The organism is Aeromonas popoffii, assembly GCF_037818705.1.
GTDB classification, from domain to species: Bacteria; Pseudomonadota; Gammaproteobacteria; order Enterobacterales; family Aeromonadaceae; genus Aeromonas; species Aeromonas popoffii.
In genome coordinates, this window is record NZ_CP149129.1 from 3,750,132 (window position 1) to 3,773,861 (window position 23,730).

Annotated in this window: 23 protein-coding genes; 12 read left to right on the forward strand and 11 right to left on the reverse strand. The window is 57.7% G+C overall.

Going from position 1 to position 23,730, the window contains the following annotated elements; translation table 11 throughout:
• Positions 1–111: 111 nt before the first annotated feature.
• From WJM78_RS17140 to WJM78_RS17180, 9 genes are all read left to right on the forward strand, one after another.
• A complete protein-coding gene (locus WJM78_RS17140) occupies positions 112–711 on the forward strand; it encodes an MliC family protein (RefSeq protein ID WP_339010778.1) in 600 nt (199 codons plus the stop codon).
• A 625-nt stretch (positions 712–1,336) separates the two neighbouring features.
• Complete coding sequence (locus tag WJM78_RS17145; protein WP_339010779.1) at positions 1,337–1,915, forward strand: GNAT family N-acetyltransferase; 579 nt, start codon at positions 1,337–1,339, stop codon at positions 1,913–1,915.
• A gap of 9 nt (positions 1,916–1,924) precedes the next feature.
• A complete protein-coding gene (locus WJM78_RS17150) occupies positions 1,925–2,323 on the forward strand; it encodes a hypothetical protein (RefSeq protein ID WP_339010781.1) in 399 nt (132 codons plus the stop codon).
• Positions 2,256–3,260: an alpha/beta hydrolase family protein gene (locus WJM78_RS17155; protein WP_339010782.1), complete on the forward strand. Its 1,005-nt coding sequence runs from the start codon at positions 2,256–2,258 to the stop codon at positions 3,258–3,260. Before WJM78_RS17150 ends, WJM78_RS17155 begins: the two co-directional genes overlap by 68 nt.
• Positions 3,261–3,364: 104 nt before the next feature.
• Positions 3,365–3,892 (forward strand): hypothetical protein, encoded by a 528-nt coding sequence (locus WJM78_RS17160; RefSeq protein ID WP_339010783.1) that lies wholly within the window; start codon positions 3,365–3,367, stop codon positions 3,890–3,892.
• A 277-nt stretch (positions 3,893–4,169) separates the two neighbouring features.
• Positions 4,170–4,628: a hypothetical protein gene (locus WJM78_RS17165; protein ID WP_339010785.1), complete on the forward strand. Its 459-nt coding sequence runs from the start codon at positions 4,170–4,172 to the stop codon at positions 4,626–4,628.
• A gap of 111 nt (positions 4,629–4,739) precedes the next feature.
• The gene (locus WJM78_RS17170) at positions 4,740–5,102 is read left to right on the forward strand and encodes a MerR family transcriptional regulator (protein WP_339010787.1); all 363 of its coding nucleotides are present in this window, start codon (positions 4,740–4,742) and stop codon (positions 5,100–5,102) included.
• Positions 5,103–5,146: 44 nt separating this feature from the next.
• Positions 5,147–5,437 carry a putative quinol monooxygenase gene (locus WJM78_RS17175; RefSeq protein ID WP_339010788.1) on the forward strand — a complete coding sequence of 97 codons (291 nt, stop codon included), beginning with the start codon at positions 5,147–5,149 and terminating at the stop codon, positions 5,435–5,437.
• Positions 5,438–5,772: 335 nt separating this feature from the next.
• Positions 5,773–6,594 (forward strand): alpha/beta hydrolase, encoded by an 822-nt coding sequence (locus tag WJM78_RS17180; RefSeq protein ID WP_339010790.1) that lies wholly within the window; start codon positions 5,773–5,775, stop codon positions 6,592–6,594.
• A gap of 126 nt (positions 6,595–6,720) precedes the next feature.
• Here the strand turns inward: WJM78_RS17180 and putP are convergent, their stop codons facing one another.
• The 10 genes from putP to WJM78_RS17230 all read right to left on the reverse strand — a co-directional run bounded on the left by putP (position 6,721) and on the right by WJM78_RS17230 (position 18,367).
• Positions 6,721–8,241, reverse strand: coding sequence for a sodium/proline symporter PutP (gene putP, locus WJM78_RS17185; protein ID WP_339010792.1), 1,521 nt, complete (start codon positions 8,239–8,241; stop codon positions 6,721–6,723).
• 287 nt (positions 8,242–8,528) lie between these two features.
• Positions 8,529–9,455, reverse strand: coding sequence for a L,D-transpeptidase family protein (locus WJM78_RS17190; RefSeq protein WP_339010794.1), 927 nt, complete (start codon positions 9,453–9,455; stop codon positions 8,529–8,531).
• A gap of 177 nt (positions 9,456–9,632) precedes the next feature.
• Positions 9,633–10,886, reverse strand: coding sequence for a mechanosensitive ion channel family protein (locus tag WJM78_RS17195; RefSeq protein ID WP_339010795.1), 1,254 nt, complete (start codon positions 10,884–10,886; stop codon positions 9,633–9,635).
• Positions 10,887–11,021: 135 nt separating this feature from the next.
• Positions 11,022–12,221 carry an acetate kinase gene (locus WJM78_RS17200; protein WP_212512797.1) on the reverse strand — a complete coding sequence of 400 codons (1,200 nt, stop codon included), beginning with the start codon at positions 12,219–12,221 and terminating at the stop codon, positions 11,022–11,024.
• Positions 12,222–12,396: 175 nt separating this feature from the next.
• Positions 12,397–12,867: a YhcH/YjgK/YiaL family protein gene (locus WJM78_RS17205; RefSeq protein ID WP_108537196.1), complete on the reverse strand. Its 471-nt coding sequence runs from the start codon at positions 12,865–12,867 to the stop codon at positions 12,397–12,399.
• A gap of 303 nt (positions 12,868–13,170) precedes the next feature.
• Entirely contained in the window at positions 13,171–14,277 is a 1,107-nt protein-coding gene (locus tag WJM78_RS17210) for a 1-acyl-sn-glycerol-3-phosphate acyltransferase (protein ID WP_042038528.1), read from the reverse strand.
• Positions 14,278–14,434: 157 nt separating this feature from the next.
• Positions 14,435–16,117, reverse strand: coding sequence for a multicopper oxidase CueO (cueO, locus tag WJM78_RS17215; protein ID WP_339010796.1), 1,683 nt, complete (start codon positions 16,115–16,117; stop codon positions 14,435–14,437).
• A gap of 128 nt (positions 16,118–16,245) precedes the next feature.
• Complete coding sequence (locus tag WJM78_RS17220; protein WP_042038531.1) at positions 16,246–16,938, reverse strand: aspartate/glutamate racemase family protein; 693 nt, start codon at positions 16,936–16,938, stop codon at positions 16,246–16,248.
• Between the two features lie 126 nt (positions 16,939–17,064).
• Positions 17,065–17,655 (reverse strand): LysE family translocator, encoded by a 591-nt coding sequence (locus WJM78_RS17225; protein ID WP_042038532.1) that lies wholly within the window; start codon positions 17,653–17,655, stop codon positions 17,065–17,067.
• A 115-nt stretch (positions 17,656–17,770) separates the two neighbouring features.
• Entirely contained in the window at positions 17,771–18,367 is a 597-nt protein-coding gene (locus tag WJM78_RS17230) for a LysE family translocator (RefSeq protein WP_042038533.1), read from the reverse strand.
• A 115-nt stretch (positions 18,368–18,482) separates the two neighbouring features.
• On the opposite strand from WJM78_RS17230, the gene WJM78_RS17235 reads away from it, so the two are divergent.
• From WJM78_RS17235 to WJM78_RS17245, 3 genes are all read left to right on the forward strand, one after another.
• Positions 18,483–19,859, forward strand: coding sequence for a PLP-dependent aminotransferase family protein (locus tag WJM78_RS17235; protein ID WP_339010797.1), 1,377 nt, complete (start codon positions 18,483–18,485; stop codon positions 19,857–19,859).
• Positions 19,860–19,889: 30 nt separating this feature from the next.
• Positions 19,890–20,207 (forward strand): hypothetical protein, encoded by a 318-nt coding sequence (locus tag WJM78_RS17240; protein ID WP_339010798.1) that lies wholly within the window; start codon positions 19,890–19,892, stop codon positions 20,205–20,207.
• A gap of 112 nt (positions 20,208–20,319) precedes the next feature.
• The gene (locus tag WJM78_RS17245; protein ID WP_339010799.1) at positions 20,320–21,945 is read left to right on the forward strand and encodes a hypothetical protein; all 1,626 of its coding nucleotides are present in this window, start codon (positions 20,320–20,322) and stop codon (positions 21,943–21,945) included.
• Positions 21,946–21,994: 49 nt separating this feature from the next.
• On the opposite strand, the gene WJM78_RS17250 is transcribed toward WJM78_RS17245, so the two are convergent.
• Complete coding sequence (locus WJM78_RS17250; RefSeq protein WP_287146358.1) at positions 21,995–23,308, reverse strand: sodium-dependent transporter; 1,314 nt, start codon at positions 23,306–23,308, stop codon at positions 21,995–21,997.
• Between the last annotated feature and the right edge of the window lie 422 nt (positions 23,309–23,730).

The window sequence follows — 23,730 nt, forward strand, 5'->3', positions numbered from 1 at the left end:
CTGCCAATCGGGGCCGCCCGGCGCAAATCGCGCTCGGCGGCCCTGCTGCATTGTGCTGTAGAGTGTGCTCTAGTAACGGGGTATCCAACCCTGTTTGCTGGAGTCTTCCCGATGAACAAGCTGCTGCTTGGCCCCCTGCTGTTTGCCCCTCTGCTGGCCTGCGCTGCCACCCCCTCCTTTGATTGCGCCAAGGCAGCCGGCGCGGCCGAAACCCTGATCTGCAAGGATGCCGGACTGGCGGCCCTTGATAACGAACTGGCGGCCCTCTACCCCAAGGCAATTGCCAACCTCTCCCCCGAACAGCTCAAAACGGAGAAGGCCATGCAGCGCGGCTGGATCAAGGGGCGCAACGACTGCTGGAAAGCCAAGGATCTGCGCCAGTGTGTGGAAGATAGCTACCAACTGCGGATCACCGAGCTGCAGATCAGCGGCGGCCAACTGATGGTGCCGACCCCGGTCAACTACCAGTGCGGCAAAAACGTCACCCTCTCCACCTACTTCTATCACGATGCCAAGCTGCCCGCCGCGGTGATCAACCTGAGCGAAGGGTATAGCCAGCAGCAAGTGCTCGCCTATGACGCCCCCAGCGCCAGCGGCGCCCGCTATGAAGGGCAAAACCTCACCCTTTTTACCAAGGGGGACGAGGCCAGTCTGGCGCGTTACGGCCAGCCGACGCTTAGCTGCACTGAGATCCCGATCAAGAGCAACTGACCGCCGCACGGGGGCCGCCTGCACGCTGCCCCTTGCCGACCACAATGGCGCCCCCGCAATGCCAGAGGGTGACTTCCGACATCCGTGGTCACACACTCGTTATCGCTACCTTTTGAAAAACGCTTCCCGCAGCTCACCACCCTCTATCGATCACACCGCCTTGTTCATTAATTTGTTGATCCTGCCCAGAAATCTTCCATTTTCCCCTTCCCCTCTGCGCCACGCCCTTTAACATACCCGATTGGCAACACTCGCCTCGTCGGAGTCACCCCATGAGCCCTGCCAACCCTACTCCGTTGGTTAAACGCAGCAGACTGGAGGCTGAAATTCAGGGGCGGTAGCCATGCTGTTTGCCAGCGCGACAACCCAAATCCGCACCATGCAGCAGGTCGATATGGCTGGCAGATAAAGGGGGGATTTATAAACCAGCAACTGGTCAGTCACATGATTGGATATGGTGTTTATGAGTAACATGTTTGCGTTAGATGCTGAGAGAGCCAAAGCAATCAAAAAAACCTCATTGAGCAAAAAGAGCAGGTAACCAACAAAACGATCAAGAAAAAGCCTCAAACAGGGTAGATTGACTGCTTGCCTGCCGCTTAGCTTTGCGTAATTAGGATTATTCGTGAAAATAACAGAAGCAACACTGTCAGATTTGGAACCATTTTTTACATATTTGAGTGTCCAGCTTTTAGATAATGCGGCTGACGACTCGCCACTCTTTCAACCCATGGCTAAAAAACACTGCCTGGTTACGGAGTCACTCCAAGCAAAATTTCGAGCTGGCTTTGGATCTGGCGTAGGTCAAGCTGGCTGGCGAAAGCTTTGGTTGATCAAAGACACGAGTGATAATATTTTTGGACATATAGATTTACGTCATTACAACGAAGAGTACAGATTTCACCGTGTTATGTTGGGCATGGGGGTTGACTGTCGCGTAAGAAAGCAGGGTTTGGGTGTAAAGCTAATAGAAACGGCCATCACGTTTTGTCGTGAATCAGAAGAAGTTGAGTGGCTTGATTTAAATGTGCTTACAAACAACCTGCCAGCTAAGAATTTATATTTAAAGTGTGGATTCAACGTCGTTGGTGAGATGTCAGATTGTTACCGCATTGACGGTGAGTCAGTATCTGAAACCACGATGACACTGTGTACAAAACTTCCCGCCTCACAGAGTATTATTATGGAGCACACCCGTCGTTGACGTTAATACATGCTATTATTTTTCACATTACATATCTATGGTGTGATTTATAAAAAGATCACTCAAGTATTTATTTGCACACCTTTTTTGGTCTATGGCTTGTTGGCTTTATTGATAACCATTGGGCTTCAACAAACCCGCAGCCGTAAAGTGAATAGGGCAGTAGCCTATATCCTGCCTTTCAGGATGATGGCCTTGTCGCTCGCAGGGATCAATGCCAGTTTCGAGACGCATAGCCGTAGTGCCAGCCCTTGTTTTCCCTCCGCATTGCTACAGGAAATATCAGCTTTATATTTGAATTTATATCTGAAGCTAGATGAACGTATTTTAGGAAAAATAAATGAGCATAACATTTCGATTGGTACTTTCTTTGCTGATTTTTATGTCCACGTTATCCCATGCACATGAAGTGGGATTTCGTAAAGTGGAAGTGTCCTCATCAGAGACAAATAATAGTTTTCCGATGGTTTTGTTTTATCCAACCAGCAGCAAGCCAAAACTGGTTGAAATGGGGCCATTTAAAATGAATGTCGCCATAGGTGGGAACATATCAGCAGGCAAGTTCCCATTAGTCATGGTGTCCCATGGTTCGGGTAGCAGCAATTTATCATATAAAGATATAGCCGTTTCATTGGCAGCAAATGGCTTTATGGTTGCAATACCACTGCACCCTAAAAACAACTATATTGATAACTCACTAGAAGGATCTCTTGCCAATTATATAAATAGACCCAAGCACATTACCTCTGCACTGGATATGCTCCTTGGCACCCCAGGTTTAAATAGTCATATTGACTCAAATAAAGTCGCAGTGCTGGGCCACTCTGTTGGCGGCTATACTGCGCTCGCAGCCGCAGGCGGCATTGCAAACACAGGCGATTTAATCTCATTATGCCGCAGTAAACCATCGTTATCAGACCCATATTGTGGCCCGGTACGTGAGGGCACTATAACGCAAGAAATTATAAACAACACCAAAGACAATCGAATTAAAGCCCTGATATTAATGGCTCCAGTAGGTGCCCTGTTTACGGCTAAAGACTCTCTCACTGAGATCGACATTCCAATCTTATTGCTGAGGGCTGAAAAAGATGAAGAATTGACAGAGCCATATAATTGCAAGCTAATCGAGAAGAACATTGTAGATCAAGGTAAACTAACCAGCATCACAATTGCCAATGCCGGGCATTACTCATTTTTAACACCATTCCCTGAATCTCTTAAATCAGAACTCGGCGCGATAGCACAAGATCCCACAGGATTCGACCGAGAAGAATTTCAAAACACACTTGGCTTGCTCATTATTGATTATCTCAACTCAACACTGGGACAACCAAGGAGATAAGGAGTGGAGAAATTTCTGCTGTGCTCCAAATTTTCCGCAGAGCACGGAGTTATAAGGCCAGACTCTAAACTTACTCTAGATATATAAAAGTACACGAGGTAGTTATGTCTCTATATGATAGTAAGTATGAAGAATTTCTGTTTCAGAAAATTGATAATTCAGATTTGTTGTCCGGCTTTCTAATTGGACATCTTGTCATAGAGCATCTTCTCGAAGAAATAATAGCATCCTATGATCCAAAGCTTAAAATGCACTTTTCATCCTTAAGCCATAGCAGAAAGATTAACCTAATTAACTCACTTGGCCTAATACCAAACGGGGCGTCTAGCTGTCTTCAAGACATCAATAAAATGCGTAACAAATTTGCTCATGAGCTTGGCTACGAGCCAAATAAAGGTGAAATTAAAAATTTAATACAAAAATGCAAAGACAATTTTTCTGATTTCACTGATGGCTTAGAACAGCTCCTTGGGGCTTTGGAAAACTGCGATAATCTCCAAGATACTTATAACGACTATGGTTGTGGGTTAGCTGACCTTTTTATTCAGATAGTTTATGACTTAGAAGATTATGTACATGCTCCATTAGAAAAAAAACTGCCCCCCCCTCTCGATAGCAGACTAGTCTGGTAAGGAGTGTGTCCTCTATCAGTCATGTCAGAAATACGAAGGTCGCATGTCGGAAATTGAGAATGGAACTTCGTGGGATACAGTTAAAGTAATGCATAAAAAGTAACTGGAGCAAGAGCCAATTATTAGCTCGCATATAACCAATGGCTCAAGACAGACTCTCAATACGTCACGTTTCAGTTCTAATATTCCATAGTGACGACTATTTTATATGTATTGGTGATAGCACCTTGTCAGCTTGGTATCTGGGCAGCATACCTCAATCTAGTAGGAAAAAGTCATGAAGTATTCTTTGAACTGGCAATGCCCATTGCTCTCCATGAGCAAGCGGTTCTTTATATTTATTACATTGATGTTTGCAGGGGGCGTTGCGCTCAGCACATACAACACTCAACTAAATATGGAGCTGGGTGTCTGGCTCTTTTACCAATATCTTAAAATACTGCTAGCAGCCTTCGTTGTATTGTTCGTGATGGCTCAAGCGTCCAGATTGCTTTCAGTCGAATTGAAAAGTGAAGACGTTGTAGGTAGAAACCGCTTTTTCTGGAAAGTATCCATACCATATACCGAGATGATCGGTGTGAGTATGGGAAAATTACTCATAGTGGATTGCATGGTCATTCGTACTAACAGTCGCAAGAAGATTTACGTCCCTTTTGACTTGAACGGCTTCTCAGATTTTTCGGATAAAATAGATGTAAAGTTACTGAATAACAAAACATTCAAGAATGATGCGTAACCGGTCCCACTTTTCTATCTACCGTTATTTGTGTTAGAGATGATTTGCAGAGGTATTGGTATTTCGTTCTTCCCCCCTTTAACACTGCGTTAAAAGTTTCATGGAGGTATCGTGAAAATTTCTGAAGTAGCGAATAAAACAAATATATCTATTCATGCGCTGCGATATTATGAGAAAGAGGGATTGTTGCTTGATATCCGCAGAAATGAATCCGGACAACGCATCTTTGATAAAACAGATATTGAATGGTTGACCTGGATTAAACGCTTAAAGTCTACAGGAATGCCGCTAGCGGAAATTAAATTATTTGCCAAGCTACGCCAAGCTGGCTCCAAAACCTTGGCTGAAAGGAAATCGTTGCTTTTAACTCATAAAATTAATCTTGAACAAGAGATAGCTAGACTACATGGTGAGTTGGATATTGTGATCTATAAGGTAGACGCCTATGAGAAAAAAATTCTTGACCTAGAGTGAACTCTAGGGCTTAGCGTACAGACTCCACTAGAAAGGAGTCATTTATGTTTAATTCCGGTTATTACATTACAGCTGAGCTGAAGGTCAAAGAACCTGCAAACATAGGTAAAGCGTGTCAGTACCTGAAAAAACTTTGCGAAGAGACATTAAAGGAACCCGGTTGCTCGATTTTTACACTTCACCAATGTGTCGATGATGAGCGCCGCTTCTTGCTGTGGGAAAGATTTGACAGTGAAGATGATTTCAAATTTCACTTTGAGCAACCTCACACGCAAGAGTATCTGAAACATGATTTGACAGAAGTGGTGCAATATTTTGTCAGTGATGTGTCTTAAATGTTCAACCAACTGTATGTACAGCACTGGTTATCACCAGCCCGCAAACGCTCATTCCACCGCGATCGCCTGATTACACGTCGCTAATCAGGCCTACAAAAGAGAGTGACTCGCCACAGTCAGGGTCGGGCTCCTCTTGGGGAGCCCGTATTGGCAGCTTAAAGGTAGTCACCCACATATTCGGCTCACTATAAGTTTTATTTATGAATTTCCCCAAAATGGCACTTATATCGTGTAGACCCATGCCAATCAGAGTGCAACGGTAGCCTCTCCCCCGCAGTAAGGCGGTTGTAATATACTCCCCCGATCCTATGACACGCCGGGGAGGCGTTGATATGCAGTCACAGACTCACACTTTTCTTATCAATGGCAGCCCGCTGCCCTGCCTGCGAGCCGGTTCCGGTGAGCCGCTGCTGCTGATCCACGGCGCGCTGGCCAACCATACCCTCTGGCTCGAACATATCGAGCAACTCTCACCCCACTACACCGTCTATACCCCGACCCTGCGTCACTTTGGCGAGGCGGGCAAAGAGGGTCCTTTCGGTCTTGAGACCCACGCCAACGATCTGCTGGCGCTCTTGGCACAGCTGGCGTGTGGCCCTGTCCATCTGGTCGGCTGGTCTTATGGCGCGGATGTGGCCCTGACCGCCGCCTTGATGGCACCGGATCGATTCCAAAGCCTCTATCTGGTGGAGCCGGGTTGCCCGGGAACGCTGGATGAGCATGCCATGGCTGCCTTTATGGCCGATGCCGGAGCCATGTTTGGCCCCGTGTTTGGTCAGGTTGGGGAAGGGTTGCTGCAAGAGGCCGTGGCGACCCTGATCGATGGCTCGGGCGGTCATGCAGGCTATTTTGCAGCGCAGCCGCTCAAGTGGCAGCAGGCGCAACTGGCAGAGGCCGCCAGCCTGCCCAAGCAACTGAGCCAGCGCGAGCGGCCGGATTGGTCGCCAGAGCGCCTTGCCGCGCTCAGCGTGCCCACCTGCATCGTGCAGGGCGCAGATACCAGAGCACTGTATGCGCTGGTCTGCGAGGCGCTTGGCAACGCCATTCCCGCCTGCACACGCCTGCTGGTGCCACACGCAGGCCACCTCTACCCTATCGAGCAGCCCACGCTGTTTGTGCAGCATCTGCAACACTGGCTCACTACGCAGCGGTAAGCCGGGATCCTGCCCGCCCAGCCGGGATTATCTGCACGCCAGCCGCGCTGGGTGCAGGCCGAACCAGCCAGGCTGCCATGAAAAAGCCCCGCATCGCGGGGCTGCTTGTTATCGGCAGTAGCCAACTCAGTTGACGGCGACCGGCTCGCTCATGCTGGCGGGTAGCGGAGTCTGAAACTCGCGCTCGGCCTCGTCGAAGCGATCCACCATGGCCTGGGAGGGGGCCTTGTCCAGCAGGCTGAACACCAGGATCGCCAACCCGGAGAAGAAGAAGCCCGGGATGATTTCATACAGCCCCAGCCAGCCAAACTGCTTCCAGATGATGACGGTCAGGGCACCGACCAACATGCCCGCCAGGGCGCCATTGCGGGTCATGCGCGACCAGAGCACGGAGAGCAGCACCACGGGACCGAAGGCGGCACCGAAGCCGGCCCAGGCGTAGCTCACCAGCCCCAGCACCCGGTTCTCCGGGTTCATGGCAACACCGATGGCGACCACGGCGATGGCCAGCACCATCAGGCGGCCGACCCACACCAGCTCTTTCTGGGAGGCATTCTTGCGCAGGAACGGCTTGTAGAGATCTTCGGTGATGGCGCTGGAGCAGACCAGCAGCTGACAGCTGAGGGTGCTCATCACGGCCGCCAGAATGGCGGAGAGCAGCACGCCGGCAATCCAGGGGTTGAACAGGATCTTGGAGAGCTCGATAAAGACCCGCTCCGGGTTGCCGGTGACACCGGCTGCGTGCTCGGTGAAGGTGGCAAAGTAGGAGAGGCCAAAGAAGCCGATGGCCACGGCGCCGCCAAGGCAAAGCACCATCCAGGTCATGCTGATACGACGGGCATTGGCCATGGAGTGGTGAGAGTCCGCCGCCATGAAGCGCGCCAGTATGTGGGGCTGGCCGAAGTAGCCCAGACCCCAGGCCATCAGCGAGATGATGGCGATGAAGTCCAGGTTCTTGAACATGTCGAGGTTGCTGGCGTTCTGCGCCGCCACCTGCACCATGGCGGTGTCGATGCCGCCGACGGCGATAATGACGAATACCGGCGTCAGGATCAGGGCGAAGATCATCAGGGTGGCCTGCACCGTATCGGTCCAGCTCACCGCGAGGAAGCCGCCGAAGAAGGTGTAGGTGATGGTCGCCGCGGCACCGACCCAGAGGGCCGTCTCATAGTTCATGCCGAAGGTGCTCTCGAACAGGCGGGCACCGGCCACCACGCCGGAGGCGCAGTAGATGGTGAAGAACAGCAGGATCACCAGGGCGGAGAGGATGCGCAGCACCCGGCTCTTGTCCTCGAAGCGGTAAGTGAAGTAGTCCGGCAGGGTCAGGGCGTTGCGGTTCTTCTCGGTGTGAACCCGCAGCCGTCCGGCGACCCAGCGCCAGTTGAGATAGGCCCCCAGGGTGAGGCCGATGGCGATCCAGCTCTCGGAGATGCCGCCGATGAAGACGGCGCCAGGCAGGCCCATCAGGAGCCATCCGCTCATGTCGGAGGCCCCGGCAGAGAGGGCGGTGACCCAGCTCCCCATACGGCGGCCGCCGAGAATATAGTCGTCAAAGTTGCGGGTGGCGCGATAGGCGATAAACCCTATCAGGACCATCCCGAGGATATACACCAAAAAGGTGATAAGCATTGGGGTGCTGGCTGTCATTCAAAACTCCATTAGGTAACGTGTGTACCCGTTCTGACGACGGGCTCTTCCTTAAAAAACCGCCCTAGCTTAATCAGCAGATCCCATGACCTCAATCACTTTTAACAAATAAAAAACACAATATAAACGTTTCATCTTTAACTAACGAACCACTCAAGGAGCTGTCAGCCAGATTTTATCCTGATGCAGCAAACGCTTATCGGGTCGCCCTGCCCCATGCTCCTACCGGCATGGCGGTAAAAAAAGCCCCGACCAACGATCGGGGCTTGAGACGATGAACGACAGGATCAGCGATTGATGGCAATCGGCATGCCGCTGCGCTGCTCCAGCGCCTGCTTGACCAGCCGGGAGTCGCTGTCGGCATGGGCGATAAAGCGGGTCGCGACCTGGTTCATGGGCAGCGGAGCAGGCAGGCTGGAGTTGAACTCCTCCTGGCTGCGGGAGAGCGGCTGATGCACTTCCAGATAACGGCGACCATCCGGCTCGACGGTGGCCTTGATGGGCTGGTTGACGAACTGCACCCGCGCGCCAACCGGTATCTTCCTGAACAGGTATTCGATGTCTTCGTTACGCAGACGCACGCAACCGTGGCTCACCCGCAGGCCGATGCCGAACTGGGCATTGGTGCCGTGAATGGCGTACATCTTGCCGATGTAGAGCGCAAACAGCCCCATGGGGTTGTCCGGACCGGCGGGCCAGACTGCCGGCAGGCTCTCGCCACGGGCGGCATACTCGGCGTGCATCTTGGCCGTCGGGGTCCAGGTCGGGCCCGCCTTCTTGCGCTGCACGCTGGTCACCCAGTTTTCCGGGGTGTCGGTGCCGAGCTGGCCGATGCCGATGGGCAGCACTTCCACCACCTTCTTGCCTTTCGGGTAGTAGTAGAGGCGCATCTCGGCCACGTTCAGCACTATGCCCTCGCGCGGGGCATCCGGCAGGATCAGCTGATGCGGTACTATCAGCGTCTCACCGGTCTGCAGCAGCAGGGGATCCACCTTGGGGTTGGCCTCAAGCATGTTGGTCAGACCCAGCTGGAATTTGGCGGCAACGGCTTCCAGCGGCTGGCCATTTTCCTCTGCCAGCACCACGTATTCCAGATTTTCACCCACCAGACGGCTGTTGGCCGCAGGCAGGGCATATTCAACAGCAAGCACTGGCGCGGCGGCCAGAACAAGGCTGCAGCACAGAGCAGCCGCACGATTGCGAAGGAGCTTCATAACTTTCCCATGATGATGACTTGATTGACGTCTCAGGGCTGACAGCTGATTCAAGAGGGATCAGGGGCGCGAAGAGAAGGCCGCCATTTTTCTCCTCTGCACACCAAATTTCAACTGGCAACTGGATACGGGTCGATGATTAATATGGCGTTTCCCCTGCCACCTCGACCCGTTTCCTCACTCCGTTTGTCCCCTCTGCCAGGTGCGCATATCGTAACCTGTGGGAGATTGGTGCAACCGCAGATGAAATTGATCAATGATGGCGAAGATATGGTCGAAAACATCGGACTGGATCCCTTCGTAATCGGCCCAGGCGGTGGTCGCGGTAAAGCAATAGATCTCCAGCGGCAGACCGTCAGGGGTCGGTGCCAGCTGGCGCACTATCAGCGTCATGTCCTTACGAATACAGGTATGGGCCCGCAAGTAGGCATCCAGATAGGCGCGCAGCGTACCCAGGTTGGTGAGGTGACGCCCGTTGATGGGGCAGCTCAAGGCATCGCTCAGCTGCTGGTTATAGGTGCTCAGCTCCTGCTCCTTGCGGCTGAGATAGGGCGCCAGCAGCTGGGCCTGCTTGAGCTGCATCTGCTCATCCACGGTCAGGAAACGCACGCTGGTCATGTCGATATTGACGCTGCGCTTGATGCGACGGCCACCGGATTCTGTCATCCCCTGCCAGTTCTTGAAGGAGTCGGAGATGAGCGCATAGGTAGGAATAGTGGTGATGGTCTTGTCCCAGTTCGACACCTTGACGGTGGTGAGGCCGATATCGGTCACCTCGCCGTCGGCACCGTACTTGTCCATCTGCAGCCAGTCGCCAACGGTCAGCATGCGGTTGGCGGAGAGCTGGATCCCCGCGACCAGGCCGAGGATGGGATCCTTGAACACCAACATCAGCACGGCTGTCATGGCCCCCAGGCCGCTGAACAGGAACAGCGGTGACTTGCCGAGCAACATGGAGATCATCAGGATGCCGACCATGATGCTGCCGACCAGCTTGACCCCCTGGAAGATACCGCGCAGGGGCAGCTCCCGCCCGAGGCGGGGGGTATAGCGGCTCACCAACAGCATGCAGTCGAGCAGGGCAAACAGCGCCAGCAGCAGGAACAAGAGGATCCATAACTGGGCCAGCATCTCGATCCAGTGCAGGCTCTCGGAGTTGCGCGGCAGCCAGATCTCGGCCTGGCCAAGCAGCACGACCCCCTGAAACACCAGGGCGAGCCGGTAAAACAGGCGCTGCTGCAGCTGAGGCGGCAGCCACACCTGCTGGGTCTTGCCGAGGATGCCGACCAGCCGTACCAGCAGCACCCGGTGCAACAGCATGTGCAGTAGCAGCGCAGTAAGGACGATAAAGCCCAGAGCGATCACCAGTGCCATCAGACCGCTGACTTCGATCCCCATGTCGGTCAGCCAGTGAAAAAATATCTCCTTCATCCCTACCTCCAATGCGTGCAACAGTCGTCAGGGTACGTATCTACTATCCCATGTCAAATGACAAGCTGCTCAACCAGAGGCCGGAAACGACAACGCCCGGCATGAGCCGGGCGTTGATTGAGCGCGCAGGTGGTGTTAGCCGACCAGGCTCAGGGCATCGCGTGCGATCACCAGCTCTTCGTTGGTGGGCATCACCAGCGCCAGGCGGCTGCCTTCGGCCGTGATGGGACCCTCGCCACCAAGCACGGCGGCATTGTTCGCTTCTTTATCGACCTTGAAGCCGAACAGGGCCAGACGATCCAGCACCATCTCGCGCACCATGGCGGCGTTTTCACCGATACCACCGGTGAACACCAGGGCGTCCAGACGACCCTCCATGGCGGCGGCATAGGCGCCAACATACTTGGCCACCCGGTAGGTGAAGACATCCAGCGCACGCTTGGCGCCGGCGTCGCTCGCATAGTGGGTGGTGACATAGCGGCAGTCACTGCTCACTTCTGTCAGGCCCAGCAGACCGGACTCACGGGTGAGGGTGTGGTTGATCTCGTCCACGCTGTAACCGAGCTGGTCGTGCATGAAGAAGACGATCGCGGGGTCTATGTCGCCACAACGGGTGCCCATTGCCAGCCCTTCCAGCGGGGTCAGGCCCATGGAGGTGTCGACGGACTCGCCATTCTTGATGGCGCAGACGGAGGCACCGTTGCCCAGGTGGCAGTTGATGATGTTGAGCTCGGCCAACGGCTTGTCCAGCGCCTTGGCGGCCTCTTGTGCGATGAAGCGGTGGGAGGTGCCATGGGCGCCGTAACGACGGATGCCATTCTCTGTATAGAGCTTGTAGGGCAGTGCGTAGAGATAGGCTTCCTGCGGCAGGGTCTGGTGGAAGGCAGTATCGAACACGGCCACGTTCTTCTCGACCAGGGCCGGGAAGACCTTGAGCGCAGCACGGATGCCGATGAGGTGCGCCGGATTGTGCAGGGGAGCGAACGGAATGGCGGCTTCGATGCCGGCGATCACGCCATCATCGATGCGAACGGAGCGGGAGAACTGCTCGCCACCGTGCACGATGCGATGGCCGATGGCCACCAGCTGCTCGGCCAGAGAGGGATCCTGGGGCAGGATATGACCCACTATGTGGTCGAGGGCAGCCTGGTGTGCGGCGCCCGCTCCCAGCATGGCTTCGCCCTTGACCCCGTGGAGTTTCCATTTGATACGTGCATCATCCAGATTGAAGCATTCGGCCAGGCCGGACAGCATGTCCTCACCTGTTTCGGCGTCCATTACGGCAAATTTCAGGGAAGAGCTACCGCAGTTAAGGATCAATACCAACTTGCTCATGTTCTACATCTTCCTGTGCTTCGGCTTTGTGCCAACAGTGTCGTGTCATCCAGAAGTGGATGGGATTCCCCTGCCGGGGGCTTATGGTCGCAGGAAAGTGCGCCCAATTTTTCAATACGTTAAGTGCAGGTTCTGATAATGCCGTGCACTCATCTTCGCCACGCTGCGCCGGCGGTTACAGGCCAGCCAGCAGATCCCTGTGCACCTTGACCACCAGCTTCTTCACCTGAGCCGGCTGGTTGGGGGTGCAGAGGGGGCGATGCAGCTCTCCCGGCCAGAAGATGGCGAAGTCGCCGGGCTGCAACGCCAGATAACTGGTCTGTTCATCGTCGACGAACCAGAGATCGGGATGGGGATGATCGGCGCCTGCATTGACATAGGCATGAGGCCCGACACCTATCCACTCTTCACCGCGCAGCAGCAGCTGGATATCCAGATACTGCTGATGGAACTCGCCACGGCGATCCGCTGCCGACTCGGTCAGCTCTTCACTCACCAGACAGAACAGCGTGAGGCCGTCGATCTCTGTCTTGCCGAGCGGCGCATTCAGCCACTGTTCCACGCTCTTTACCACCTCGACCATGATGCGATCCAGCGGGGCGGGCAGCGGCGTGCGCTGCAGGGTATTCAGACTGCCGGTAATCATGGCGAGCGGATCCTTAGGTGTATTCCGGCAACATCTTTGCCGCAAAATGAAAAAGGACCCTGTTCAGGTCCTTGTGTCACACCGTCTGCAATCCGTGCAGACAAGAGTCGAGCATGTGCTCGTGCCGAGCGTGATGAGGGCACTGTTACACACTCATCCGCAGCTTGCCAAGAGGCGCAAGCGTATTCGCCCAGTGATCGTACCAGCTGAAACAATATTATTCACTACTCCATCGCCGTCGACTTTGACCAGACGCAAAAACGGGAGCATCTGCTCCCGTTTTTTTCGCACAACCGGTGTCATTCAAACCTTGCGGGCGTTTTCCACCGGCTTGGCGTACATGGCGCGCCAGATGCTCTTGTGCTCTTCAGGTACCTCTGACTGACGGGTCAGGAAGGCCGCCTGCTCTATGGTATTGGCCTTGCCGGACACATCTGCAGCCAGGTAGTTGCCCGGGAAGAGGCGATAGTTGCCCCAGATCGCCTTGTCGATCAGCGCCGCCAGTTCGTCCGGATCGCTGAAGCCCTCGGTGATGGGGGCGCCGAAGGAGACGTGTACCCGCCCCTTCTGGCCGACGATGCCGGCGACTATGCTTTCGATGTCCTCGAACTCGCCCTTCTCGTAGCTGCCGTTGACTGACTTCTCGTACAACTCGCGCGCCTTGGCCTTGTCGGTGGGATCCACCTCGTAGCTGATGCTGACCGGCACTATGTTGAGGCTGCGCATGTAGTCGACGAAGTCGATTTTCTGCTTCTTGCCGTCCACATAGAACATCTTGAGGATGGCCGGATCCGTCTTGTCATCGCCATTCTTGGCGCGCCCTTCCTTCTGGGCGATCCAGATGGAGTGACCCTCGTGCACCGACTGGCCGATATAGGCGGACAGCTCGCCGAGCATTTTCATCATCTCCCGCGGCCCCTTGGCGGAGCGCTTGACGATGAAGCTCTTGTTGAGCTTCATCAACTCGGTGGCACAGGGTTTGCGCAGCAGGTTGTCACCGATGGCGATGCGCACCGTATCAAACCCATGGGTGTGCAGCCCCCAGTTGACGAACGCCGGATCCATGGCGATGTCCCTGTGGTTGGAGACTAACAGATAGCCCTGCTCTTTCTTGAGGTGTTCGAGGCCGGAGAAGGTCACGCCCTTGGTGGAGGTGGCTATCATGCGGGACATGTAATGGGTCACCCCCATCTGCACCTGATGGATGGTGGTCACCTTGTACCACTTGTAGCGCAGGAATTGGCGGATCAGCGGGCGAATGGCCCAGCCAAGCCAGCTCATCAGGGAGCCGAAACGATACTTGGCGATGGCGCCGATAAATTCATCATCCTGGATCAGCCGTTCTATGGCTGCCGGCACTTCTTCATCGCGGTAGGGGCGAATGTCCGCGAATCTATCTACTTCAGTCACAATGTCAGCCTTGCGTGTAAGGAGCCGCGGCCAACCGAGTTGGCCGGGAAATTCAGGGCGCAATTTTACACGCTTTTATGCCAAGGGGTATGTGATGTGCGCAGATAGTGAGATCTGACCAGTGAAATGAACAAATGGCCCCGTTCGGGCCATTTTTTCAGGCTTCCACTGTGAACGAGACCATCATACCTGTGTCCTCGTGCTCCAGCAGGTGGCAGTGCGCCATGTAGGCGCGCTCCCTGGGCGCCGGGTGATCGAAACGCACCAGCACCTCACTGCGTCCACCCTCGACATTCACAATGTCCTTCCAGCCGGCACGGTGTGGCGCCACCGGCTGACCATTCTCGCTCAGGATCCGGAAACGAGTGCCATGAATATGGAAGGGGTGCAGCATCATGTCCCCCTCCCCCGAGATGATCCAGCGCTCGGTCTGGCCCAGCTTGACCGCAAACTGCGGGTCATTCATGGCAAAGGGCTGACCGTTGATCCGGTTGCCGCTGTGCAGATCCAGCGGCTTGGCACTGCCCTTGCCACCCTGCATCCCGGCCATGGTGCCTTGCATCCCAGCCATGGTGCCGTGCTGCATCTCCCCCGCTGGCATGACCATGTCACCATGGTCCATCCCCGCCATACCACCGGCGTCGCCTTGCGCTCCCTTCATCGCCCCCATCGCCATGCCCGCCTCGGCACTGCCATGATCCATGCTCATGCCCGCCATGGCAGCGTGACCATAGCGGCTCATCAGCGCCTGCATCCCCTGCCGGTCCAGCTCGGGATCCATCGACAGCGTCAGAGTACGACTCGGCAGCCCCTGCCACTCGGGCAGCGCCGACAGGCGGGCCAGAGTGTCCGGCAGCCGCCCCTTGCCCTCGATGAGAGAGGGCTGGATCCGCAGCACGGGCAAGGCGGCATCGAACGGCGCCAGCGTCATCCCCATCTGGCGCACCGGCAGGGAGATCAGATCGAACAGCTTGCCGTTGCGGGTATCCACCATCACCTCGAACCGCTCCCCCGGCAGCAACGCCAGCTCGCTTAGCACCACAGGCTCCGCCAGCAGACCGCCATCGCTGCCGATCACATAGAGTGCTCGCCCATCGCTGGCCGCCAGCGTGAGGGAGCGGGCATTGCAGCCGTTGAGCAGCCGCAACCTCAGCCAGCCACGGGGAGCGGCATGGCTCGGATACTCAACGCCATTGGTCAGCATCAGATCACCAAACCAGCCGACCGCTGCACTCAACACGTCCAGCTGGTAATCCAGCTGATCCTGGCCGTCCAGCCGCTTGTCCTGCAACACCAGCGGTATGTCGTCCAGCCCCCAACGCTGCGGCAGCGGCAGTCGCAGGCTCTCCTCATCGTCGAGAATGAAGAGCCCCGCCAGCCCCATGGCCACCTGATGACCGGTCTGGCCGTGGGTATGGGGGTGATACCAGCAGGTGGCGGCGGGTTGCTCGATGCGAAATGCCGCTCGCCACTGCTTGCCGGGGGGAATACTGGCCTGGGGGCCGCCATCTGCGGTGCCCGGCACCTCCAGCCCGTGCCAGTGTACCGTGCTGGTCTCGGCCAGCCGGTTGCTGACGCAGATCCGTACCGCCTGCCCCTGCCGGGCTCGCAGCGTGGGGCCGAGCAGGTTGCCGTTATAGCCCCAGCTGTGGGTCGGCTGACGCCGCCAGTGCATCTGACCAGGCTGGGCGATCAGCTGGATCACCCCGCTTTCATCCGGTTCGAGCACGGCGGGAATGGGCAGGGCGGGCCGCTCGGCGGCGAAGGCCCGGCCCCACCAGGGCAAGGCGCTGGCGGCGCCGAGCGCGGTGGAGAGTTTGAGAAAATCGCGACGCTGCATGAGTCAATCCTCGTTGGCAGAAGCTGACCTTAAGCCTAAGCAGCCCCCCTATGGCAAGGTCAAGCCTTATCGGGCAGGATGACGGACAAACGCCAACTTGTCCGCTTGCCAGCAGGGCATCGTGCCCCTCAGGCCAGCGCTAGGCTGACCGCCGCCTCGGCGTGGATGGCCGTGGTGTCATAGAGCGGCACTGCGGCCTCGGCATCCCCCACCAGCAGGGCAATCTCGGTGCAACCGAGGATCACCGCCTGGGCACCCGCCTCGGCCAGCTCGGCGATGATGGCTAGGTACTCGACCCGCGACGATGCACGGATCTCCCCCAGACAGAGCTCGTCATAGATGATGCGGTGCACCCGCTCCCGCTGCGCCTCGCCGGGCACCAGCACCGTCAGCCCGAACTGATCCTGCAACCGCCCCTTGTAGAAATCCTGCTCCATGGTGAAGAGGGTGCCGAGCAGCCCGACCCTTTGTATCCCGCCCGCTTGCAGGCGACGGGCGGTGGCATCGGCGATATGGAGCAGCGGAATATCGATGGCAGCCTCAATCTCGGGCGCCACCTTGTGCATTGTGTTGGTGCCGATCAGCAGAAAATCGGCACCGCCGGCTTGCAGATCCCGCGCGGCCGCCGCCAGCAGGCGGGCAGTGGCGGGCCAGTCGCCAGCGTGTTGCAGACGCTCTATCTCGGCAAAATCGACGCTATTGATCAACACCCGCGCCGAGTGCAGGCCGCCGAGCCGAGCGCGCACGCCCCGGTTGAGCGCCTGATAGTAGCTGACGGTGGACTCCCAGCTCATGCCACCCAACAGACCGATGCATTTCATGTGATCTCCTTGTACAAACCGAGCAGAAGGCGGAGCGCGTCACGTCGCACCGCCCATGGAATAAAAAAGGCCCCGCAGGGCCAACAAGACAGCCGGTAAAGGCCCGGGCTCACAGTCTGGCCCGAACTAAATCCAGATCATCAGCACGCAGGCCGCCGTGGCGAGCCCCATGCCCAGATTGAAACGACGCCAGCCACGGGCGGTGCGGATGATGCGGCGCACCTGGGCACCGAACAGCACCCAGAAGGCACCGGTATAGAGGCCAGTCACGAAAAAGATGCCGAGCACCCAGACCGCGGAGGGCCAGTAGGCCTCTCCCGCCAGGGTGAAGCCGCTGATGGCGGAAAGCGCCATCATCCAGGCCTTGGGATTGAGCAGTTGCAGCATGGCGCCCTGATGGGCCGGGATGAGCGGCCGGTTGCTCTGCGCCGGGCCGCTGGCGGTCGCCACCTTCCAGGCCAGCCAGAGCAGGTAGGCCGAGCCGATGAGCTTGAGGCCGTCGTGCAGCAGCGGCACCTTTTCAAACATGACGCCCAGCCCCAGCGCCGTGGCCAGGATCATCAGGTTGATCCCCCCGACGACCCCTACCAGCAGGGGAATGGTGCGGCGAAAGCCCTGCGCCGCCCCGGCACTGGTGAGCAACATGTTGTTGGGGCCCGGCGTGGCGCAGGTGATGAGGGCAAAGCCCGCCAGGGGAAACACCCAGTTCAGATCCATCTCAACCTCTTGATGATACAAACGCCGGCTCGGCGGCAAGCCTTCTAATATGCAGAGCCAGCCCCGTGGCGACAAGTCAGAAATGGCTCTTTCTTGCCCGCCAGCGCGGCGCGGCTCAATACCAGAGCATGACGACGCAGAGCGCAGTCAGCACACCGAGGGAACCGTTGAGGCGGCGCCAGCCCCGATCCGTGCTGATCCAGTTGCTCAGCTGATGGCCAAACAATACCCAGACAAAGCAGACCGGCAGGGCCACCAGCACAAACATGGTCATCACGGCGAGCTGGCTCGGCCAGTAGCTGGCCCCGGTCAGGCTGAACAGACTGATGGCGGAGATCCCCATCATCCAGGCCTTGGGATTGAGAAACTGAAAACCCAGCCCTTCCAGCAGGGTCAGCGGACGGGCGCGTCGGGCCGGATCACCCGGTGTGCCAGCCACGGCGATGCGCCACGCCAGCAGCAGCAGATAGAGGCTGCCGAAGATCTGCAGCCCCAGCCGCAGCAGGGGCCAACGCTCGAACAGAGGATAGAGCCCCAGCGCCAGCACCAGTTGCAGCACAGGTTGGCCCACCGCCACACCGATCAGGTGTGGCAGGGTGCGACGCACCCCGAAGTTGGCACCGGAGGCGGTCAGCATGAGGTTGTTGGGGCCCGGCGTACCGCAGGTGAGCACGGCAAAGCCAAACAGGGTGGCATACCATTCGATCGTCATCATGACTCCTGAACTGCACACATTGTATCGATACAATGTGCCATTCTTGATTGTTATTGAGTGTTTATTCACGCTATATTGCGAACAAATTTGGATCAATGGATTTATTGTCACCATGACAATCTGGACCCCGGACCTGACCTCCTTCGATGGCCCCCTCTATCTCAAACTGGTGAAAGCCATAGAGCAGGCCATTCAGAATGGCACCCTGTCACCACAGACCCGTTTGCCTACCCACAGGGCCCTGGCGGATCGGCTGGGCGTCACGGTCGGCACCGTCACCCGCGCCTATGGCGAGGCGGAGCGACGCGGCCTGCTGGCCGCCAAGGTGGGACACGGCACCTGGGTCAAGGAAGCGGGCATGGATCCGGCCAACGAGTGGGTGATCCGCAAGGAGGAGGGGCACCGCATCGAGTTGTGGCAGAACCTGCCGGTGCAGCTGGACAGGGCCGCCATCATACGTCCCATGCTGGGGGAGCTGGCCAACGGGGATCTCAATGCCCTGCTCGGCTACGACAAGGAGGCGGGCCAGCCCGGCCAGCGTCAGCTGTTCATCGACTGGCTGGCCGAGCAGGGGGTACACGGCAGCGAGGAGCGCCTGCTGTTCAGCCACGGCGCCCAGCACGGCATCATGCTCTCCCTGCTGGCCACCGGCTGCGTGGGGGAGACCATTTTATGCGAGGGGCTCAGCTATCCCGGCATGTTGGGCAATGCCCGCCAGTTGCAGAATCAGGTAGTGGGACTGGCGATGGACGAGGAGGGGTTGATCCCCGCGGCGCTGGAGGCCGCCTGTCGCACGCGGCGAGCCAAGCTGCTCTACCTCACCCCCACATTGCAAAATCCCACCACCGCCATCATGAGCCAGGCGCGGCGCGAAGCCGTCGTCGCCATCGCCCGCCGCCACGATCTGCTGATCATCGAGGATGACGTCAACGGCCTGCTGCCCCAGATCCCGGTGGCGCCCCTGATCAACCTGGCGCCGGAGCGGATCATCTATCTGGGCAGCCTGGCCAAGATCGCCTGCGGCGGCTTGCGGGTCGGCTTCGTGCTGGCGCCGCCCGCCCTGCGCAACGCCTTCGCCCAGGCGATGCGACTGTCGAGCTGGATGGTGAGCCCACTCTTGATCGAGCTGGCCTGCAAGCTGGTGAGCCAGCGCCAGATCATGCCATTGGTCGAGCAGCAGCGGCAGATCCTGGCACGTCGCGGCGAGCTGCTGGGCCACCTGCTGCCGGGAGCCCACTGGCAGGCGGGATCCATGCACGCCTGGCTGCCGCTGCCGGAGCCCTGGCGCAGCCAGGCGTTCGCCGAGGCCGCCAACGCCCTTGACGTCGGGGTGGCGAGCGGGGAACACTTCGCCGCCGGCCAATTCGCCGCGCCGCAAGGGGTAAGGCTGAGCCTGAGTCAACCGGCCACGGATGCCCGCGTCGCCGAGGGGCTGGAGCGGCTGGCACAGCTGCTGCGGGGCTCCCCGCCCCCCAATCCCCTGCTATAAGCCACTGTTTGGCCCTATACGCCCAGATCTGTGGGGCCCCGCCTGATCCGCCAGAACGACGGCCCCTTCTCCGCCAAAGGTCCAGGCCTGGAGCAGGCCAGCCGCGACTACCTCGCCAAGGACTATGGCGCTGTGGTGGCCTATGCACCCGCACTGGGCACAGGCCCTCTGGATCCGGCCCTGCCCCTGCGTTTTCAGGGGCAGGGCATAGCGCCGAGCAAGCTGCCCGTCGGCCAGCTGGGACTGGCTCAGGGGGGAGAGTGGGATCCCGCCTGGGAAACGAAATTGGCACAGACGCCCGCCTATAGGGGCGCAGTGGTCTTTCTCATCAATCCTCCGCGATCTTGACCGGAGGAGAGATTGAGCCAGGATCGTGGCTGGGCGATAAAAACTAGATCTTTTTGAATCCATCCGCGTACCATACTTCTTCGTACTGTGATCCCGCGAAGGAGTGCCAAAGATGCAGATCCTGTTGATCGAAGACGATGCCATGCTCAGCTCAGTCCTCTACAAGGGGCTGAATGAGCACGGTATTACGCCATCCCAACTGATCCACTGCAAGGAGCTCGCCACCCTGCCCACCCTGCTGCGTCAGCAGTCGTTCGATGCCATCATCTGCCGCCAATATCACCATCAGGCTCATGAAGGGATCCGCTTGCTGCAAGAGGCGCACTATCTGGGCTTGCTCGAACCGGGCTGCGTGCTGCTGTTGCTGGATGAGGATGATGATCTGCTCCAGTATCCCCCCTCGGATCTCTACTTCCCGTTGCACCTGCCCATGCCCTTCACCACAGAGCAGTTGACGCTCTGCCTGCGCGATTTCGTGCTGCTGACCCGGCTGACCCGTCCCCTACCGGCCCCGATGAAGCTGAGAGAGTGGCATATCGGCTGCACCCTGTGTGAAGACCTGCTCTATCAGCAACAGCAGCACAAAGGGCTGGGCCCGCTGCTGGACAGGGTCAAGGGTTACATGTTGCTGCAGCAGCAGAATCACTTCCACGCCACCCAGCACTATGCCATGTGCACCAAGGAATACGACGCCTGGTGGCCGCGCAAGGGACTGATCCACTCACTGCTGGGATTGAACAAGCTGGAGAGCGCGCACAAGGATCTGGCCCGCTATCAGGAGCGGCTGCCGCCTAGCATACAGTTGGAGCTGAAGCTGGCCTGCCTGCTGCACGAGTCAAAGTGGGAATCTGCCTGGGAGGTGCTCAACCAGCTGCTGCACGAGCAACCCAGGCAGCCCGAGTGGCGCCAGGCCGCTATCCTGCTGGCCCTGCTACTCAAAGACGAGGGGAAGGCGCTTGAGCAGGCCAACGCCATCAGTTTGCGCTTCTTTTCTGAACACAAACTCCGGATATCTATCGAGAATTTCATTCTGAACGCCAGCCTGGCCGTGATCTGGCACTACCCCACGGCCGCCCGGATCAGCGCACTGCAGCAGGAGTATCAGTACCTCAGTCATGCCGTGGCCCTGCGCGCCCATGAGAATGCCTTGCTGAAGGCCCTGATGCTGAGCCTGGATTACCGCTTCGACGAAGCCCTGGTGCTGCTGGCCAGACACCCGCCGGAGACAGCACGGGACAACCATCTCAACCAGCTGCTCGGTTTTGCCGTCAGCCAATTCTCAGGCCTGCCCCACCACGCCCAGCGCTACCTGACACAGCTCAGCCAATATGAGGCCAAGGTGGCCCCGGCCCCCCTGATCCAACAGCTGTTCAAGCAGGTGGTCACCGACCAGATGCTGCAACTTGAGCGCCGTGAACAGCGCCTGACCTATCTGCGCCGGGAGCGGCAAAGAGCGATAGTGGCCGACCAGCATCAGCTCGCGGTGCAGTATGCCCTGACCCTGCAGGAGGAGTTTCCGGCGCTGCCCGGCGATGCCTGGCAACTGCTCGAGTTGCTGCAACTGTGCTGGCCCGCCGGCATGCCAGCCCCCAAGGTGGCACTGCTGGTTGATCGGCTGGAGCGGCGTCTGACCCATAGCACCTCCTTCATGGAACACCATGCAGAGTTGTACCAGAAGACGCTGAAGCAGATCAGGTCACACCTGAACCCCCAATTGCCCGCCACTCCCCCCAACTAAGCCCGGCACAGGCTGGGCCTTGCTATCAGACCCCCAGGCAGAGCACGATTTACAGCAGACCCCGTACCAGGATCCCGGCGATCAACAGCGGCGCCACCAGTCGCCAGCACCAGAGCAGACCGAAGCGCAATACGGGCGACAGGCCGGCGGGCAATATGCTGTCCCCCAGTCGCCAGCCCAGCAGCAGGGTCAGCACCAGGCCGAACAGCGGCATCATCAGGTTGGAGGTGAGGTAGTCGAGCAAGTCGAAGAGGGTCTTGCCAAACAGAGTCAGCTCGCTCCAGGGGCCGAACGACAGGCTGACTGGAATGCCGGAGGCCATGATGAGCAAAGTCAGCAGCCGGCTGGCGCCACGGCGGGACCAGCCCCACTCCTCGGTGGTGAAGCGCACCAGATGCTCCAGCATGGAGATGGAGGAAGAGAGCGCCGCCACCAGCAACAACAGGAAGAACACCACCCCCAATCCCTGGCCAAACGGCAGATGGTTGAACACTGCGGGCATGGTCATGAAGGTGAGACCGGGACCTGCGGCAGGATCTATGCCGGTCGAGGCCAGCGCCGGGAAGATCATCAACCCCGCCAGCACAGAGATGAGGCTTGCCAGCGTCACCACCCAGACCCCGGAGCGCAGCACACCTTGGCTGTTGGGCAGGTAGGCGCCATAAGTGGTGTGCACGCCAAGACCGATGGAAAGAGAGAAGAAAGCCAGCCCCAGCGCATCCAGTACACTCTGGCCGGTCAGCATGGAAAAATCAGGCAGCAGCAGTTGGCGTACCCCGACCATGGAGCCGGGCATGGAGAGCCCCACCCCCACCAGCAGCAACATCATGATGAAGAGGGTCGGCATCATCCAGCGCAGCGCACGCTCTATCCCCTTCTGAATGCCACCCTGAACGAACCACCAGGTGAGCCCGGCGAACACCAGATGGGTCAGCACAGGCCACCAGGGATCGCTGACGTAACCGTTGAACAGGGCGGTGAGGGCATCGCCCTCACTCAGGTTGAGCTTGCCCATCACAGCCAGCGCCGCGTAACCCACGGTCCAGCCGCCGACCACACTGTAGAAGCTGTAGATGAAGAAGCCGCACAATATCCCCATGTAGCCCATCCAGCGCCAGTTCGGTCCAACCAGCTTGTTGAAGGCGCCGAGCACCCCGCGCTGGCTACGGCTGCCGAGCAGGGTTTCCCCCACCAGCACGGCCACCCCCAGGGTGAAGCTGAACAACAGGAACACCAGCAGGAAGGCGCCACCGCCATTGGTGGCCGTCACATAGGGAAACTTCCAGATGGCGCCAAGACCGATCGCCGTGCCGGCCGCTGCCAACACATGACCAAGACGGGAAGACCACTGAACCTGGCTCATACAACCTCCGGGGAACGCAACATCAAATCGATACTCCATGGGTAAACATCAAACGGGCAACCACAAAAAAGGCCGCCTGTCGGCGACCCTTGCAATGAACATTCAGACAAACTGCACGTACAAGGTCACCTCTCCTGCGAGCGGAAAAATCGGCCTGACAGCGCGAAAACGGATGACATGAGTAGGATGGCCTGAACGCCAAAAAGGAGCCACAGCCTAAACTATGGAAAGAAAAATTGACACAATGAGAAGTAAAAATTTTCAACTTCCATTGAAAAACCTATATTCATCAATCACGGACTCCCGATTGACCATGATAATGCCCCTGTGACCAGCCCTTTGGTTTAATCTTGATGCGTCAGTGACGTCCCGTCACCGATCAGACAGATCGCCTGGTTCGGCCACTTGATTCAGCCTATGCA

Bases quoted from the DNA above. Each gene is read 5' to 3' on its own strand.
- WJM78_RS17140 (WP_339010778.1), top strand. From the start codon at position 112: ATGAACAAGCTGCTGCTTGGCCCCCTGCTGTTTGCCCCTCTGCTGGCC.
- WJM78_RS17150 (WP_339010781.1), top strand. From the start codon at position 1,925: ATGCTATTATTTTTCACATTACATATCTATGGTGTGATTTATAAAAAG.
- WJM78_RS17155 (WP_339010782.1), top strand. From the start codon at position 2,256: ATGAGCATAACATTTCGATTGGTACTTTCTTTGCTGATTTTTATGTCC.
- WJM78_RS17160 (WP_339010783.1), top strand. From the start codon at position 3,365: ATGTCTCTATATGATAGTAAGTATGAAGAATTTCTGTTTCAGAAAATT.
- WJM78_RS17165 (WP_339010785.1), top strand. From the start codon at position 4,170: ATGAAGTATTCTTTGAACTGGCAATGCCCATTGCTCTCCATGAGCAAG.
- WJM78_RS17175 (WP_339010788.1), top strand. From the start codon at position 5,147: ATGTTTAATTCCGGTTATTACATTACAGCTGAGCTGAAGGTCAAAGAA.
- WJM78_RS17180 (WP_339010790.1), top strand. From the start codon at position 5,773: ATGCAGTCACAGACTCACACTTTTCTTATCAATGGCAGCCCGCTGCCC.
- putP (WP_339010792.1), bottom strand. From the start codon at position 8,241: ATGACAGCCAGCACCCCAATGCTTATCACCTTTTTGGTGTATATCCTC.
- WJM78_RS17190 (WP_339010794.1), bottom strand. From the start codon at position 9,455: ATGAAGCTCCTTCGCAATCGTGCGGCTGCTCTGTGCTGCAGCCTTGTT.
- WJM78_RS17195 (WP_339010795.1), bottom strand. From the start codon at position 10,886: ATGAAGGAGATATTTTTTCACTGGCTGACCGACATGGGGATCGAAGTC.
- WJM78_RS17200 (WP_212512797.1), bottom strand. From the start codon at position 12,221: ATGAGCAAGTTGGTATTGATCCTTAACTGCGGTAGCTCTTCCCTGAAA.
- WJM78_RS17205 (WP_108537196.1), bottom strand. From the start codon at position 12,867: ATGATTACCGGCAGTCTGAATACCCTGCAGCGCACGCCGCTGCCCGCC.
- cueO (WP_339010796.1), bottom strand. From the start codon at position 16,117: ATGCAGCGTCGCGATTTTCTCAAACTCTCCACCGCGCTCGGCGCCGCC.
- WJM78_RS17220 (WP_042038531.1), bottom strand. From the start codon at position 16,938: ATGAAATGCATCGGTCTGTTGGGTGGCATGAGCTGGGAGTCCACCGTC.
- WJM78_RS17225 (WP_042038532.1), bottom strand. From the start codon at position 17,655: ATGGATCTGAACTGGGTGTTTCCCCTGGCGGGCTTTGCCCTCATCACC.
- WJM78_RS17230 (WP_042038533.1), bottom strand. From the start codon at position 18,367: ATGACGATCGAATGGTATGCCACCCTGTTTGGCTTTGCCGTGCTCACC.
- WJM78_RS17235 (WP_339010797.1), top strand. From the start codon at position 18,483: ATGACAATCTGGACCCCGGACCTGACCTCCTTCGATGGCCCCCTCTAT.
- WJM78_RS17245 (WP_339010799.1), top strand. From the start codon at position 20,320: ATGCAGATCCTGTTGATCGAAGACGATGCCATGCTCAGCTCAGTCCTC.
- WJM78_RS17250 (WP_287146358.1), bottom strand. From the start codon at position 23,308: ATGAGCCAGGTTCAGTGGTCTTCCCGTCTTGGTCATGTGTTGGCAGCG.